This window comes from Candidatus Paralachnospira sp. LCP21S3_A2 (assembly GCF_052118925.1).
Classification (GTDB): Bacteria; Bacillota; Clostridia; order Lachnospirales; family Lachnospiraceae; genus Lientehia.
On sequence record NZ_JBQKGG010000001.1, the window covers coordinates 306,010 to 320,796 of the forward strand.

The window sequence follows — 14,787 nt, forward strand, 5'->3', positions numbered from 1 at the left end:
CCATAGCCGGGTAAAAAGGTCAATGATTATCAGAATCACTCTAAACGGATCCCTTTTCTGTTATACAAAAGCCGCCGCCGGTTTCCCGGCAGCGGCCCGAACATCTTTATTCGTCCACACTGTAGTTGGGTGCTTCTTTTGTAATATGGATATCATGGGGATGGCTCTCCTTTAAGGAGGCAGCGGAAATCTTTACAAATTCAGCCTTTTCCATCAGGGTCGGGATATCCTTTGCGCCGCAGTAACCCATACCGGAGCGGATTCCGCCTACCAGCTGGAATACGGTATCCTCAACGCTTCCCTTATATGCCACACGGCCTTCTACACCTTCGGGAACCAGCTTCTTGGCTCCTGTCTGGAAGTAACGGTCCTTGCTGCCGTTTTCCATGGCTGCAATGGATCCCATGCCGCGGTATACCTTATATTTTCTTCCCTGGAACAGTTCAAAGGTTCCCGGGCTTTCGTCACAGCCTGCAAACATGCTGCCCATCATGCAGACGCTTCCTCCGGCAGCAATCGCCTTCGTCATGTCTCCGGAGTATTTAATACCGCCATCGGCGATGATCGGAATTCCGTATTCCTTTGCGACAGCGTAGCAGTTCATGATGGCAGTAATCTGCGGAACACCGATTCCGGCTACCACACGGGTTGTACAGATGGATCCGGGGCCGATTCCTACCTTAACGGCATCAACACCTGCTTCGATCAGTGCCTTGGTTGCAGCACCGGTCGCCACGTTTCCGGCAATAACCGGAAGATCCGGATAATTTGCCTTAATATCACGGACTGCATTCAGAATGTTTAAGGAATGTCCGTGCGCCGAATCCACAACAATACAGTCAACCTTCGCCTGTACCAGCGCGTCCACACGCTCTAACATATTGGCGGTGATTCCGACCGCAGCGCCGCAGAGCAGGCGGCCCTGTGCGTCCTTTGCGGACAGCGGATATTTAATCTGCTTCTCAATATCCTTAATGGTGATCAGGCCCTTTAAATTAAAATCCTTGTCCACGATGGGAAGCTTCTCTTTTCTTGCCTTGGCAAGGATCTTCTTTGCTTCCTCCAGGGTAATTCCCTCGGGCGCGGTCACAAGACCCTCAGAGGTCATGGAATCCTTGATCTTCTTTGTGAAGTCTGTCTCGAACTTTAAATCACGGTTTGTGATGATACCGACCAGCTTTCTGCCCTCGGTGATAGGAACACCGGAGATCCGGAACTTCGCCATCAGGTCGTTGGCATCTGCCAGAGTATGTTCAGGAGATAAATAGAAGGGATCGGTAATAACCCCGTTTTCCGAACGCTTTACCTTGTCTACCTCCTCAGCCTGTGCCTCGATAGACATATTCTTATGGATGATACCGATACCTCCCTGTCTTGCCATGGCAATGGCCATGCGGTGCTCTGTAACAGTATCCATTCCGGCGCTCATCATCGGAATGTTCAGTCTGATGGTTTTCGTCAGATTGGTAGAAAGATCCACCATATTCGGTGTTACCTCAGAATATGCCGGAACCAGCAGCACATCATCAAAGGTAATGCCTTCACCGATTATCTTGCCCATGTTTTTGTCTCCTTTCTTCCTCCTGCTGCAAAACTATATTGAATTGTTAATTACAATAACAAAAAACTGCCCTGCTGTCAAACCCTTTTCCCTGCCACAGGGAGTGGAATCCTTTCTGTTATTCATCCCAGTTGTGATATACTTCCTGAACGTCATCATCCTCGTCCAGCATATCCAGGATCCGGTTCATCATCTTGATATCCTGCTCATCGCTGAGGGTCACATAGGTCTGAGGGATCATGGTCACCTCGGCGCTTGCCATGGGGATTCCCTCTTTTTCCAGCGTTTCGCGTACCTGGCTGAACTCATCGGGATCGGTGGTAATTTCATAGCAGTCGTCCTCCTCGGAGAAATCCTCTGCTCCGGCATCCAGCGCCGTCATCATCAGATCATCGGGATCCATTTCACATTCTTCCTTATCAACGATGATCTGGCCTTTCTTGTCGAACATGAAGGATACACAGCCGGTAGTCCCCACGTTTCCGCCGCCCTTGGTAAACGCATTGCGGACATTGGATGCAGTACGGTTGCGGTTATCCGTCAGCGTATCTACAATGATTGCGGTTCCGTTGGGACCGTAGCCTTCGTATGTGACCGATTCATAGTTTACAGAGTTTGCATCTCCGGCTGCCTTCTTGATTCCGCGGTCAATCGTATCATTCGGCATGTTGTTGGCCTTTGCCTTGGCGATCACATCACGGAGCTTGCTGTTGTTTGCGGGATCAGCGCCGCCCTCTTTTACAGCTACGGCGATCTCACGGCCAATGACGGTAAAGATTTTTCCCTTTGCCGCATCATTTTTTTCTTTTTTATGTTTGATATTCGCAAATTTGGAATGTCCTGACATTCTGAACCTCTCCTTTTTCGTTTTTGTATTTTAATTCAAAATAGTCACCTAAATTATAATCTTAACAGTTTTTTTTTGTTCTTGCAAGTATTATTTTCCATCTGATATTCTGTCCGTTTTCTGTTCTTCCCCGGCTTCTGCTCCGGTCTCCTGTTCCCCGGTCCGCTCGACCCGTACCAGATCAATGATCTTATGCTTTACCCGAAGGACCGAAAACCTCCAGCCATCGTACCGGATCACCGGGCGCTCCCCGTCGCCTGGGATCCGGTCCAGCCTGGAGATCAGAAACCCGTTGACCGTATCATACTCCTCGTCTCCAAAGGAAATCCCAAGGATCTCCTCGGCATCCTCCAGCGGTGTCATGCCGCGCATGAGATACCCGTTCTTTGATGGCTGGATCATGCGTTCTTCCACATCATACTCGTCCAGGATATCACCCACGATCTCCTCCAGAATATCCTCCATGGTGATGAGCCCCGCCACCTGGCCGTATTCATCCACCACAAGAACCATCTGAAGCTTCGATGCCTGCATGACCTGGAACAGCTTCCGCACATTTCTTGTTTCCGGAATAAACCGGGCGGTGCGCAGAAGTCCGGAAAGCTCCGAAAGTGTTTTGTCTCCGGCCTGCCTCTGCTTCTGCCAGAGCACAGCATCCTTTAAATGCAGAATCCCGATCACATCGTCCAGGGTCTCCCGGTACACCGGATATCTTGAATTTTTCCCGGAAAGCATTTCCGTTACCGCCTCGTCCAGGGTCAGATCCGCCGACAGCGCCTGAATGCTGGTCCGATGGGTCATAATATCTCCGGCCTCTTTATCGTCAAATTCAAAGATATTGGTGATCATTTCCGCTTCATCGGCCTTGATGACCCCCTGCTCATGGCCCTCGTTGACCATGGACATGATGTCTTCCTCAGTCACGCTGTCCGCATCTTCACCGGGACGGACACCGAACAGACGCGCAAGAATCGCCGATACGCCGCTCACCAGACAGACCAGAGGATAAAATAGCAGAGATAATACCCGGATCGCCGGATACAGCCGGTATGCCCAGGCCTCCGGCGCATGGGCCGCCAGCCGTTTCGGAAGTGCCACGCCGACGGACAAAAAGACCGTAAGCAGAAGAACTGCTGCCAAAACGACCGTTATCCCGGTCAGAATACCTGCCGGGATCTGCTTGTTTGAAAAACTATGTAACAGCAGGCGCTCCGCCGTCTTTAACAAAACGGCTCCGTTGATCAGACCGCCCACTCCCGACACGGCCTGAACCACTCCTGCATAGGAAAAGGGCTTTTCCAGGATCTTTAAGATCCCGGCCGCCCGCCGGTCTCCCTCTTCCTTTCTTCTGGAAAGTTCACTGCTTCCCAGCTCCTGGATCGCTGCACCGAATCCGTAGAACAGGATCTCGATCAAAAGGATCCCGGCCAGCAGTAACATACTTCGGGGTACATCCCCCATAGCTTTTTCACTCCTTTTTTCCCTGCTGTAAGCCTGCTTATGTAAACAGATCCAGACTTACCTGCAGTGCTGCATTCACCCGCCCCAGAAGCGTTCCGTCCAGATGACAGATTTTTTCCTTTAAGCGCTGTTTATCGATGGTACGGAGCTGTTCCAGTAAAATCACCGAATCCTTGACCATCCGGCAGCGGTCTGCCCGCAGCTCCACGTGGGTCGGCAGCTTCGCCTTATTCATCCTTGAGGTGATTGCCGCGCAGATCACCGTCGGGCTGTGCCGGTTTCCGGTATCATTCTGAATGATCAGCACCGGACGTATCCCGCCCTGCTCCGAGCCGATGACCGGCCGCAGATCCGCGTAATAAATATCTCCGCGCCTTATGGTTTCCATGTTCCTGCACACCCCGATTCTCCATTGGTCTTTCTGGTCTCAGTATTTCCAATGTTTCTTCGGTTCATACAAAAACGTTTATACTATCCGGTTACGGCAGGTCTGTTTTGTAAAAATCTTCAAAGTAATCTTTCTTTTCAACAACGTTTCCGCCGCTTATATAGATCCGTGGAATCCGCTTCCCCAGATCGCATACAAACTCATAATTAAACGTATCCGCCAGTGCGGAAAGCTCCTCCACCGTGATGACCTCGTTTCCATCCCGTCCGATCAGCACGGCCTCATCCTCTTCCTTTACGTCGGGAATATCCGTCACATCCACCATAAGCTGATCCATGCAGACCCGGCCACAGATGGGAGCCCGTTTTCCATGGAGCAGCACATCAGCCTTTCCCGAAAGCTTTCTCGGATAACCGTCCCCGTAACCGATCCCAATGGTGGCAATCGTCGTCTTCCGCTTTGCCGTAAAGGTTCCGCCGTAGCCCACAGATTCTCCCACCTCAATGGTTTTCACAAAAATCACCCGTGACACCAGCCGCAGAGCCGGCTTTAATACCACCTGATCCATAGATACGTCCTCAGAGGGATACATGCCGTACAATGCGATACCGGCCCGCATCATATCATAAGAAAACTCCGGAAGATCAATCATGGCCGCACTGTTTCCAATATGGCGGATCGGGATTTTTACGCCCCGCGCTCTTAACGCTGCATCAAACTTCTGAAAGATATTAAACTGGCGGTATGCATCCGTCTTGTCCGCTTCATCTGCCCGTGCCAGGTGGCTGAACAGTCCCTCCAGACAGACGCCCGGCAGACGGCTCATGGTTTCTGCTGCCTGTAACGATTCCTCATCCGGTGAAAATCCGAGACGGTTCATTCCCGTTTCCAGCTTCATATGAAGATAGGCAGTCTTTCCAAGGGAAACCGCAATGTTTGAAATTGCCTCTGCCTGGGATAATTCATAAACATTCATGCGAAGTCCAAGCTCGATGGCCTCCCTGTATAAAGACGCCGGTGTATGCCCCAGAATCAGGATCGGCTCCCAGATCCCGTTCTTCCGAAGCTCCATCCCCTCTTCCACCGTAGCCACGGCAAAAAAATCTGCCAGCTTCCTGATCCATTTTGCAACAGGAACCGCTCCGTGTCCGTAAGCGTCAGTCTTGATCACCGCACAGACTCTGGTTCCCGGCCGGATATGGCTCTTCAACTCGTTCAGGTTCTCGTAAATGGCGTCCAGATCGACTACTGCCGCCACACGGTTATATTCTGTCATACTATTCCTCTTCCCATGTTTTTAAAATTTCTCCGATACTGTCTGCCAGCTCTTTTGCCGTCATGGCATGACGACCGAACTGCTCCGCCGCCCGGTCTCCGGCCAGCCCATGAAGCCACACACCGGTCTCTGCCGCCTGTGCCACATCCATACCGGACGCCAGAAATGCACCCAGAATTCCGGTCAATACATCCCCCGCGCCTCCGGCTGCCATCCCATCGTTGCCAGACCGGTTCAGATACCGCCGGTTTTCTGATACGATAAGCGTTCTTGCGTCTTTTATGACACAAACCGCACCTGTTTTCTGGTATAAGGCCTCCGCCGCACGGACGGGATCCTCCTTCAATTGTTTTATAGATACACCTAAAAGCCGGGATAATTCGCCCTGATGAGGTGTCAAAATCACCTGCTGGTCCAGCTCCTCCATCAGTTCCTGATGATCCGACAGAAGATTCAGTGCGTCTGCATCCAGCACCGTCTTCTTTCCGTTCCGATACGTTAACACTGCCCGCAGAACCGCTTCTGCCGCCGCGCTTTTCGATATCCCCGGACCGATCACCACAGCGTCCGCCCAGGTGATCCATTCCCGGATCTCCGTTTCCGATACAGTCCTGCCTGCTGTCCCGTCATAACCGGTCACAATGGCCTGGGGCAGCAGGGTCTGGATGATCGGAATGTTTTCCTCTGGCGTTACAATCCGCACCAGTCCGGCGCCGCTCCGGTAAGCCGCCAGGCCGCTGAGATAAGCAGCCCCGCCCATTCCGACGCTCCCTGCGATCAGAAGCACTTTTCCGAACGTTCCTTTGTTTCCGTCCGGCCGCCGCTTTGGGATTTTCCCTGCCTCTCCCGGCTCAAATACGTGAAACAGCCTTCCCTCCGCTTCCTCTTTTAACAGCTCCGGCGAAGGTGCAAACCCACAGTCTGCTGTCACTGCTTCTCCTGCATACCGTGCGCCGGGATAAAGCAGAAGTCCCAGCTTTTCATAACCGAACGTCACCGTAACATCTGCCTTTACTGCTGTTCCGAGGACCTGCCCGGTTCCCGCATGAATTCCCGATGGAATATCCACTGCGGCCACCGGTACGCCGGATTCGTTGATTTGTCCTACAATCTCCTCCTGAATACCAGACAACGGTCTTGTCAGGCCGATTCCAAAGAGCGCATCAATCAGAAAAGCACTCTCCTTTACAGGATATTCCGGCAGCTCGTCTCCGGTGCAGGAAGGAATTCCCAGCCGATCCAGGATTGCCTTCTGTACCTGCCATTCTGCGGTTGCCCGTTCCGGATCTCCCACCAGGATTACCTGAACGGAATATCCATGAAGCGCAAGCATTCTGGCCGCAGCCAGACCATCGGCTCCGTTGTTCCCATAACCGCAGAACACAGTGATCTGCCCGCCAGACGGGCACCGGATTTCTACCTCCTGCACCACTGCAAGCGCTGCCCGTTCCATGAGAACCAGCGACGGGATTCCAATGGTTTCGATATTATACCGGTCTATGGCCTTCATACGGCATCCATCCAATACTGTCCGCATACTGCTCCTTTATCAAACAAAAGTGTGCGGCAGGCGCACACTTTCATGATTCTGTTTATTTGTTGTCCCTTTTTTCAGAGATCCGGTAAGAAAGCTGCATCAGGCTCTCCGAAAGATGAACGTTTTCGACCACCACATCCTCCGGGACTTTGAGATCCAGATGGGCAAAATTCCAGATTGCCTTGATTCCACAGGCAATCAGGCGGTCTGCTACTTCCTGTGCTGCCTGTTTAGGGATCGTCAGGACTGCGATCTCAATGTTATGGGATGCCAGATAAGCTTCCAGGTCTTTCATATCCAGTGTTGGGATCCCGCGAACCATCTTTCCGATCTTCTCCTCATTGGTATCAAACAAGGCCTGGATCATAAAACCGCGCCGCTCAAAGTTGGAATAATTGGTCAGCGCCCGTCCGAAGTTTCCTCCACCGATGATGATCATGGTATTTTCATGGTCAATCCCCAGGATCTTGGAAATTTCATGATAAAGATATTCCACATTATATCCGTATCCCTGCTGTCCAAAGCCACCGAAATTATTAAGATCCTGCCGGATCTGGGAGGCTGTCACATTCATCTTTGTACTCAGGTCATTGGATGAAATCCGTTCGACACCGCTCTCCATCAGTTCCCCAAGGTAACGGTGATACCGCGGAAGACGCTTTATGACTGCATTGGAAATTTCCTTTCGTTCCATATATTCTATCCACCTGTTCTGTTTATGCACATTTCTGGCTGTCATCTTTATCTCGATAGCGGTCTGCTCTGCATACAATGCATTTACAGCCTGCAACATCGCTATATCGTATTTATTATAGTATTTCCATGGTTTCTTGTCAAATAACTTTGACAATTTTCTTTCACACGTTTAAAATAACAGAGATACTATGTATACGCTACAGGAGGATTATCATGATTTTAACCTGTCATCAGGTCTGTAAAGCCTTTGGGGACGTTTCTGTTATCAAAAACGGCTCCTTTCATATAGAAGACCGGGAAAAAGCCGCCATTGTCGGGATCAACGGCGCCGGTAAATCTACTTTTTTAAAAATCATCACCGGAGAGCTCCCTGCTGATTCCGGAACGGTGACCCTTGCCAAAGATAAAACGCTTGGGTATCTGGCCCAGCACCAGGACTGCACCTCCGACCAGACCATCTACGATACGCTTCTGGAAGTCAAAAAGGACATCATCGAGATGGAAGAAAAGCTCCGTGACATGGAACAGGCCATGAAGCATACCTCCGGAGAGGAACTGGAACGGCTCATGGACCTGTATACCAGAACCAGCCATGAATTTGAGCTGGAAAACGGCTATGCCTGGAAGAGCGAGATTGTCGGTGTCTTAAAGGGTCTTGGATTCTCCGAAGAAGATTTTTCCAAAAAGGTTTCCACCCTCTCCGGCGGCCAGAAAACCCGTGTTTACCTCGGAAGACTGCTTCTCTCCAAGCCGGATATCATCCTTCTCGATGAGCCTACCAACCATCTGGATATGGCTTCCATCTCCTGGCTGGAAACGTATCTGTTAAATTATCCCGGCGCCGTGCTCATCGTTGCCCATGACCGTTATTTTCTGGACCGCGTTGTCACAAAGATCATTGAGATTGACCGGGGCGAGGTTTCCGTTTTTTCCGGAAACTATACGGATTATGCTGCCAAGCGCGCCATGCTCCGCGATGCCAAGATGAAGGAATATTTAAATCAGCAGGCCCAGATCAAGCACCAGGAAGCCGTGATCCAGAAGCTCCGTTCTTTTAACCGGGAAAAATCCATCAAGCGGGCGGAAAGCCGGGAAAAGCTGCTCTCCAAAATGGAACGGGTGGAAAAGCCTACTGAGGCTGCTTCTGCCATGCACATCAAACTGGAGCCTCAGATCATGAGTGGAAACGATGTGCTGACCGTCCGGGATCTGACAAAATCCTTTGGTCCCCAGACCTTGTTCCAGGATGTCTCCTTTGAGATCAAACGAGGGGAACGGGTTGCCGTCATCGGAAGCAACGGAACGGGAAAAACGACTTTGTTAAAGATCATTAACGGCCTGCTTCCCGCCGACTCCGGCGATATCCGCCTGGGTTCCCGCGTCCAGATCGGCTATTACGATCAGGAACAGCAGGTGCTCCATATGGAAAAGACCTTATTCGACGAGCTTCAGGATACTTATCCCAACCTGGACAACACAAAGATCCGAAGCGTTCTGGCAGCCTTTCTCTTCACCGGTGACGATGTGTTCAAGAGAGTCGGCGATTTAAGCGGCGGCGAGCGGGGCCGTGTTTCCCTGGCGAAGCTGATGCTGTCGGAAAGCAATTTACTGATCCTGGACGAGCCAACCAACCATCTGGACATTGTCTCCAAGGAGATTCTGGAGGATGCACTGAACAACTACACGGGAACCGTCCTCTATGTTTCCCACGACCGGTATTTTATCAACCGCACTGCCACCAGGATCCTGGAGCTGACGGGACAGACCTTTGTTAATTATATCGGAAATTATGATTATTACCTGGAAAAGCGGGAGGAACTGACGGCAATCCATGCCGCAGCGCGGGAGACAGATACCTCTTCGGCATCTGTTACTGCTTCTCCGTCTCCGGCCGGTGATACCAAGGCCGACTGGCAGGCACAGAAGGAAGCTCAGAAAGAGCTGCGAAAACGCCAGAACGAGTTAAAAAAGGTGGAAGACTCCATCGCCGCTCTGGAGGCACGCAATAACGAACTGGACGAGCTGTGCGCCAGCCCGGAGATCTGCACCAACATGAGCGAGCTGTTAAAGCTGACAAAAGAAAAAGAAGCCAATGAAACAACACTGGCTTCTCTCTATGAACGATGGGAAGAGCTGGCTGAATAAGCCCAGGGAATGTGCCGTGCACAAACTTCACGGTACATTCCTTTTCTATTTTCCTTTTTTACTTCACCACCCGGTACGCCTCCTCCAGCACAGCCGAAAAATCAAGCTTTCCATGATCCTCCTCAGTCCCATTTTCTTTTATAATACACTGCAGAAGGCCGCCGGGAAGCACTGTCCAGGTATTATACTCTGTTTCATATACACTCCCAAGATAAACATCCGACAACTCCGTATAGGAAACCTCCCTTCCTGCTGCCTGAACGATCTGCGTCCCGGTAAATGACACTGCCGAATAATCTCCGGAGCTTTGCATATAGACATAGCTGTCCGCCTGGGACTGAGCCAGATCCTCCTCGCTGTAGGTCTCTCCGGTTACATATAATGTATAAACCACGGTTACAGTTCTGCCATCTGTATTATCCTGCTTATTAAACTGAAGCCAGGATGCATCGGAGTTCTCCTCATAGGAGAACCCGGACGGTACTCCAATGGTCACCTGAAGTGCTCCGTTTCCAGCTGTCAGTACATAGCTGCCCGTCTCATCCTGTCCCAGAGTTTTATCCTCCGTCTTCTGATCCGAACCTGCCTCCGTCGTTTCTTCCGGAGCATCCGCATCCCAGGCAGCCGTCTTTACCTCCTCCGGAACAGTAATCTCCTCCACCGTATTCAAGGCATAATCCGCCATAGATACCTGAAGTCTTCTCACCTTTGCCTGTTCAAAGCCAAACTTCTCCAGATGACTCTGCACAAACTGATCATAGCTATCTGCCAGATCCAGGGTCATGGACTGCAGAGTCTGATCTTCTCTGGAAAACAGAAGCGATGCCTTTGCCGAGAGGGCCGTTTCCTTCTCTCCGGCCGGGAACAGATCATTCAAGGGATCCAGCATGGCTCCAAAATCCGCCCCCGAAAGGATTCCCTCCACCAGATATCCGCTCTCTGTTTCCTGCATGGAAAGCTCCTCTGCCTTTGAGAGCGCCTCCAGAAGCTCCTCAGCGCCGTAATCCGCCGCTGGCTCTGTTGTTTTCCGTTTCTGCCATTGACCATCGCTTCCGCTGTAAATTACATAGGAATCCCCTTCCTTCACCGTATAGCTTTCCGTCTCCACAGAAATCCCGGAAAGATTTACCGAAATGGTTCCGGTGACATGCGCTGACTCCGGCTCCCTGGTATTCTCTACCTGCTGATCCGCATCCATTTCCAGGGAAGCTGTAACTCCCTGGGCTGTGTAATCCATGGCCAGATTCATGGTCATGGTTCCGCTGACGGAGAAGGCCTTCGAAAATGCTGTTTCTGCCTGTTCCAGTAAGACTCCGGCCGTAGGGAGTGCTTCGCTGCCGGATACGGCATCTGTCTCCTGTGCCGACTGTTTTTTTCCACAGCCTCCGGCTATCCCTGCCGCCAAAAGCACCATCAGGAGCCATGCCGCCGCCTGTGCAGTTCTGCTTCTGAGGCCTTTCTGATGATTCCTTCTTTTCATAATTTTCTTTCCTTTCTGCCATTTCGTATTCTGACGACTGCTTCGTCCTTTATACGAAGCTTTCCTTTCCGGCAGGCATCTGCCTGGATGCCTTCCGCAGCTCATTCCCGGAGAAGCGCTGCCAGATCCACCATGCCGCGCCCCTGCTGATTTCTCGGAAGTCCCAGATCCCTGGCTCGCTCCAAAAGCCGCAGCTTTACCTCCTTAGGCGTCAGATACGGATACTTCTCCAGCAAAAGCGCCGCCGCACCGGAGACCACCGGTGTAGCCATGGAGGTTCCGCTCTTAATCCCATAATAATGATTTTTCCGCACTGATGGCACACAGCAGGATACCACGGCAGCCCCCGGCGCCACCACGTCTGGTTTGCAGATACAGGAGACGGTCGGACCGCGTCCGGAATAATCCACCATGGAAATACCGCCAACCCGGACTGACTGCTGATCATCGGAGCACCCCACTGTGATCACCTTCCGGCTGATCCCCGGCGTCGTCACACTTCTGGCCTCCGGCCCCTCGTTTCCCGCTGCCACAATGACCACAAGCCCGTCTGCCCATGCTGCCTCCACGCCCCTCACCAGCGCTGAGGTTTCCGCTGTTTCCCGCCTGGGAACCGATCCGACGGAAATGTTGACGATCCGGATTCCATACCGCTTTTTCTGCTTCCGGATCCATGAGAGCCCCCGGAGAAGATCCGTCACTGAACCGTTTCCTTCCCGGTCCAGTACCTTAATTCCAATAAGGGACGCTCCCGGAGCCACACCCTCGTACCGTCCTCCGGACCGTTTTCCGCTTCCTCCAAGAACGCCCATCACATGGGTTCCATGAGAATTATCATCATAGGGCTGCTTTCGCCCGCCCACCATATCCTGAAAACAGCAAAGGCGTCCGGCAAAGTCCGGATGAGGATAAACCCCTGTATCCAGGACTGCTATACCGACGCCTCTTCCTGTCAAATTTCGATTTCTCGCCGCCTCTGTGCCAATCAGCCTGTTCACGCGGTTCATGACATGCCTCCTGATTCTCCTCTTTCTTTTAACGTATGAAAGAATCAGGATCCCGGACTTTCTCAGGCCTCAAAGCCTCCGCAGAAAATGGAACGATATTTCCGCCGCCCGGCAGACATTTATTTATATCAGTGCTTCCAGCTGTCTGCGCACTGCCTGGACAAATTCAAGACTTTCTGCCACATGAGGATTCTGGATCGTGGTCATCAGTGCCAGATCCTTCGTCATAGTTCCTCCCTCAATAGTAGAAATCGTTGCCTGCTCCAGCTTGTCTGCAAAGGCCTGAAGCTCCCTGTTTCCGTCCAGTTCGCCGCGCTTTCTGAGCGCACCGCTCCATGCAAAGATCGTTGCCACCGAGTTCGTTGATGTTTTCTCCCCGGCCTGATATTTATAATAATGACGCTGTACGGTTCCATGAGCCGCCTCGTACTCATAGTTGCCATCAGGAGATACCAGAACCGAGGTCATCATGGCAAGGGAACCAAAGGCCGTTGCCACCATATCGCTCATGACATCACCGTCATAATTCTTGCAGGCCCAGATATAGCCGCCCTCGGACTTGATCACCCGTGCCACCGCGTCATCGATCAGCGTGTAGAAATAGGTGATCCCTGCCTTCTCAAACGCCGTTTTATAATCCCGGTCAAAAATCTCCTGGAAAATATCCTTAAAGGTATGGTCATACTTTTTAGAAATCGTATCCTTGGAGGCAAACCACAGATCCTGCTTCGTATCCAGCGCGTATTTGAAGCAGCAGTGAGCAAAGCTTTCGATGGAACGGTTCAGGTTGTGCATACCCTGAACGATTCCCGCACCCTGGAATTTATGGATCAGCTCTCTTGTCTCATTTCCCGCCTCATCGGTGTAGACCAGCTCACAGGTTCCCGGCCCCGGAATCTTCATTTCAGACGCCTTGTAAACATCGCCATATGCATGACGGGCAATGGTGATGGGCTTCTTCCAGGTCTTTACGTAAGGCTCGATTCCCTTTACGATAATGGGAGCGCGGAACACAGTTCCGTCCAGGATCGCACGGATCGTTCCGTTGGGGCTCTTCCACATTTCCTTTAAATCATATTCCTTTACCCTGGCCGCGTTAGGTGTGATGGTGGCACACTTTACAGCTACGCCGTATTTCTTCGTAGCCTCCGCCGCATCCTTCGTCACCTGATCATCCGTCTCATCCCGGTGCTTCAGTCCCAGATCATAATATTCTGTATTCAGATCCACAAAGGGCAGCAGCAATTCATCCTTGATCATGCTCCACAGGATCCTCGTCATTTCATCGCCGTCCATCTCCACAATGGGGGTCTGCATTTTGATCTTTTCCATGGTTCCTCCTTCTCCCGCTGTCTTATCTTTTCAGAATGTATTTCGTTTTCATTATAGGCATAATCAAAAACCATGTCAACCAAAAGACATACTTGACGCTGTTCCTGCTCAGATACCAACGTTTCTATCGGGAGTCAGGTTCCGTTTCCTGCGAATTCCCATGCGCCGATTCGCCGCCATTCACGCGGGAACTCGCCCTTCGGGCTCAGACAAAGGCGCTCGGTGGCGGCTGCTAACATGGAAATTCCCGACGGAAGCCTCACATACTCCCGCACGAAATCGTCGGTATCTGTTTCCGTAAATATCAATCCGTCGCAGATATACACGCTTCCGGCTGGTTAAGCTCTGTCTGAAAGTTTGTTAGGAAGCCAGCCATTTATATTTATTTTTTATCGCATCCACAGAACAGATAATATCCGCTGATAAGAGCTCCCGCCATCAGGCAGAAGCTGAAAAAGTTTTTCGGAAGGATCAGATATAATGCCATTCCGATTCCCAGCCAGAACAGGCACAGCCCCACCAGACGCTTCATGACCGCTCTCCCGGCTTTCTTTTTTTTATCCTATGACAGAACCTGCCGCTCTATGAATCCGGGATACCAAACCAGGGCGGGGCAATTGATACCGATATTTACTTTTCGTCCGCTTCTGTCTCTTTCTTTTCAAAGACATCCTTCGGAATTTCTACATCCGGCTTTTTCTCTCCGCCCTTGGTAAATTTATTGATCACATCAGGCACCATATCCAGAAGCTTTGATACGGTATCCTGGCCTTTGACGCTTACCAGCTTGGAACTTCCGTTCTGGATCACCAGCACTGCGCTGGGAGTAATCTTTCCGGTCATGCCACCGGCACTGTTGTTTTTCTTCTCTCCGGCAAAAGCGCCTGCTCCGACGCCAAATGATACATCCACCAGGGGAAGAATGATCGTTCCGTCCAAATGAATGGCGTCACCGACCACAGTTTTTGTTGTGATGAAACCGTCCATTCCCTTGAACAGATTTTCCATCGTATTTCCAAAGGTATTCTTGTCTTTCTCCGCTGCCATTGGTTTTCCT

At 51.4% G+C, this 14,787-nt stretch carries 14 protein-coding genes; 1 reads left to right on the forward strand and 13 read right to left on the reverse strand.

Annotated features, from left to right (window positions below; all coding sequences use genetic code 11):
- Window positions 1-106: 106 nt before the first annotated feature.
- From guaB to ACTQ3K_RS01395, 7 genes are all read right to left on the reverse strand, one after another.
- Window positions 107-1,561: an IMP dehydrogenase gene (guaB, locus tag ACTQ3K_RS01365; RefSeq protein WP_441564983.1), complete on the reverse strand. Its 1,455-nt coding sequence runs from the start codon at window positions 1,559-1,561 to the stop codon at window positions 107-109.
- A 118-nt stretch (window positions 1,562-1,679) separates the two neighbouring features.
- Window positions 1,680-2,408 (reverse strand): YebC/PmpR family DNA-binding transcriptional regulator, encoded by a 729-nt coding sequence (locus tag ACTQ3K_RS01370; RefSeq protein WP_441564985.1) that lies wholly within the window; start codon window positions 2,406-2,408, stop codon window positions 1,680-1,682.
- Between the two features lie 90 nt (window positions 2,409-2,498).
- Entirely contained in the window at window positions 2,499-3,869 is a 1,371-nt protein-coding gene (locus tag ACTQ3K_RS01375; RefSeq protein ID WP_441564987.1) for a hemolysin family protein, read from the reverse strand.
- 37 nt (window positions 3,870-3,906) lie between these two features.
- Window positions 3,907-4,257, reverse strand: coding sequence for a type II toxin-antitoxin system PemK/MazF family toxin (locus ACTQ3K_RS01380; RefSeq protein ID WP_441564989.1), 351 nt, complete (start codon window positions 4,255-4,257; stop codon window positions 3,907-3,909).
- 91 nt (window positions 4,258-4,348) lie between these two features.
- Entirely contained in the window at window positions 4,349-5,533 is a 1,185-nt protein-coding gene (gene alr, locus ACTQ3K_RS01385) for an alanine racemase (RefSeq protein ID WP_441564991.1), read from the reverse strand.
- Between the two features lies 1 nt (window position 5,534).
- Window positions 5,535-7,070: an NAD(P)H-hydrate dehydratase gene (locus ACTQ3K_RS01390; RefSeq protein ID WP_441564993.1), complete on the reverse strand. Its 1,536-nt coding sequence runs from the start codon at window positions 7,068-7,070 to the stop codon at window positions 5,535-5,537.
- A 55-nt stretch (window positions 7,071-7,125) separates the two neighbouring features.
- The gene (locus tag ACTQ3K_RS01395) at window positions 7,126-7,764 is read right to left on the reverse strand and encodes a redox-sensing transcriptional repressor Rex (protein WP_441564995.1); all 639 of its coding nucleotides are present in this window, start codon (window positions 7,762-7,764) and stop codon (window positions 7,126-7,128) included.
- 215 nt (window positions 7,765-7,979) lie between these two features.
- Between ACTQ3K_RS01395 and ACTQ3K_RS01400 the strand changes: the two genes are divergently transcribed.
- Window positions 7,980-9,911, forward strand: a complete 1,932-nt coding sequence (locus ACTQ3K_RS01400; RefSeq protein WP_441564997.1) for an ABC-F family ATP-binding cassette domain-containing protein — start codon at window positions 7,980-7,982, stop codon at window positions 9,909-9,911.
- 58 nt (window positions 9,912-9,969) lie between these two features.
- Here ACTQ3K_RS01400 and ACTQ3K_RS01405 read toward each other — a convergent pair whose 3' ends face one another.
- The 6 genes from ACTQ3K_RS01405 to ACTQ3K_RS01430 all read right to left on the reverse strand — a co-directional run bounded on the left by ACTQ3K_RS01405 (window position 9,970) and on the right by ACTQ3K_RS01430 (window position 14,777).
- Window positions 9,970-11,391 carry a DUF6612 family protein gene (locus ACTQ3K_RS01405; protein ID WP_441564999.1) on the reverse strand — a complete coding sequence of 474 codons (1,422 nt, stop codon included), beginning with the start codon at window positions 11,389-11,391 and terminating at the stop codon, window positions 9,970-9,972.
- A gap of 101 nt (window positions 11,392-11,492) precedes the next feature.
- Window positions 11,493-12,398 (reverse strand): S8 family peptidase, encoded by a 906-nt coding sequence (locus ACTQ3K_RS01410; protein ID WP_441565001.1) that lies wholly within the window; start codon window positions 12,396-12,398, stop codon window positions 11,493-11,495.
- A gap of 123 nt (window positions 12,399-12,521) precedes the next feature.
- Window positions 12,522-13,730, reverse strand: a complete 1,209-nt coding sequence (locus ACTQ3K_RS01415) for an NADP-dependent isocitrate dehydrogenase (protein ID WP_441565003.1) — start codon at window positions 13,728-13,730, stop codon at window positions 12,522-12,524.
- Window positions 13,731-13,864: 134 nt separating this feature from the next.
- Window positions 13,865-14,056 carry a hypothetical protein gene (locus ACTQ3K_RS01420; protein ID WP_441565005.1) on the reverse strand — a complete coding sequence of 64 codons (192 nt, stop codon included), beginning with the start codon at window positions 14,054-14,056 and terminating at the stop codon, window positions 13,865-13,867.
- Window positions 14,057-14,112: 56 nt separating this feature from the next.
- Entirely contained in the window at window positions 14,113-14,262 is a 150-nt protein-coding gene (locus ACTQ3K_RS01425; protein WP_441565007.1) for a hypothetical protein, read from the reverse strand.
- Between the two features lie 98 nt (window positions 14,263-14,360).
- Complete coding sequence (locus ACTQ3K_RS01430; protein ID WP_441565009.1) at window positions 14,361-14,777, reverse strand: GerW family sporulation protein; 417 nt, start codon at window positions 14,775-14,777, stop codon at window positions 14,361-14,363.
- Window positions 14,778-14,787: the final 10 nt, after the last annotated feature.

Coding starts and splice junctions, on each gene's coding strand:
- ACTQ3K_RS01405 (WP_441564999.1), bottom strand. CDS start 11,391: ATGAAAAGAAGGAATCATCAGAAAGGCCTCAGAAGCAGAACTGCACAG.
- ACTQ3K_RS01395 (WP_441564995.1), bottom strand. CDS start 7,764: ATGGAACGAAAGGAAATTTCCAATGCAGTCATAAAGCGTCTTCCGCGG.
- ACTQ3K_RS01410 (WP_441565001.1), bottom strand. CDS start 12,398: ATGAACCGCGTGAACAGGCTGATTGGCACAGAGGCGGCGAGAAATCGA.
- ACTQ3K_RS01375 (WP_441564987.1), bottom strand. CDS start 3,869: ATGGGGGATGTACCCCGAAGTATGTTACTGCTGGCCGGGATCCTTTTG.
- ACTQ3K_RS01370 (WP_441564985.1), bottom strand. CDS start 2,408: ATGTCAGGACATTCCAAATTTGCGAATATCAAACATAAAAAAGAAAAA.
- ACTQ3K_RS01380 (WP_441564989.1), bottom strand. CDS start 4,257: ATGGAAACCATAAGGCGCGGAGATATTTATTACGCGGATCTGCGGCCG.
- guaB (WP_441564983.1), bottom strand. CDS start 1,561: ATGGGCAAGATAATCGGTGAAGGCATTACCTTTGATGATGTGCTGCTG.
- ACTQ3K_RS01415 (WP_441565003.1), bottom strand. CDS start 13,730: ATGGAAAAGATCAAAATGCAGACCCCCATTGTGGAGATGGACGGCGAT.
- ACTQ3K_RS01425 (WP_441565007.1), bottom strand. CDS start 14,262: ATGAAGCGTCTGGTGGGGCTGTGCCTGTTCTGGCTGGGAATCGGAATG.
- alr (WP_441564991.1), bottom strand. CDS start 5,533: ATGACAGAATATAACCGTGTGGCGGCAGTAGTCGATCTGGACGCCATT.
- ACTQ3K_RS01430 (WP_441565009.1), bottom strand. CDS start 14,777: ATGGCAGCGGAGAAAGACAAGAATACCTTTGGAAATACGATGGAAAAT.
- ACTQ3K_RS01400 (WP_441564997.1), top strand. CDS start 7,980: ATGATTTTAACCTGTCATCAGGTCTGTAAAGCCTTTGGGGACGTTTCT.
- ACTQ3K_RS01390 (WP_441564993.1), bottom strand. CDS start 7,070: ATGCGGACAGTATTGGATGGATGCCGTATGAAGGCCATAGACCGGTAT.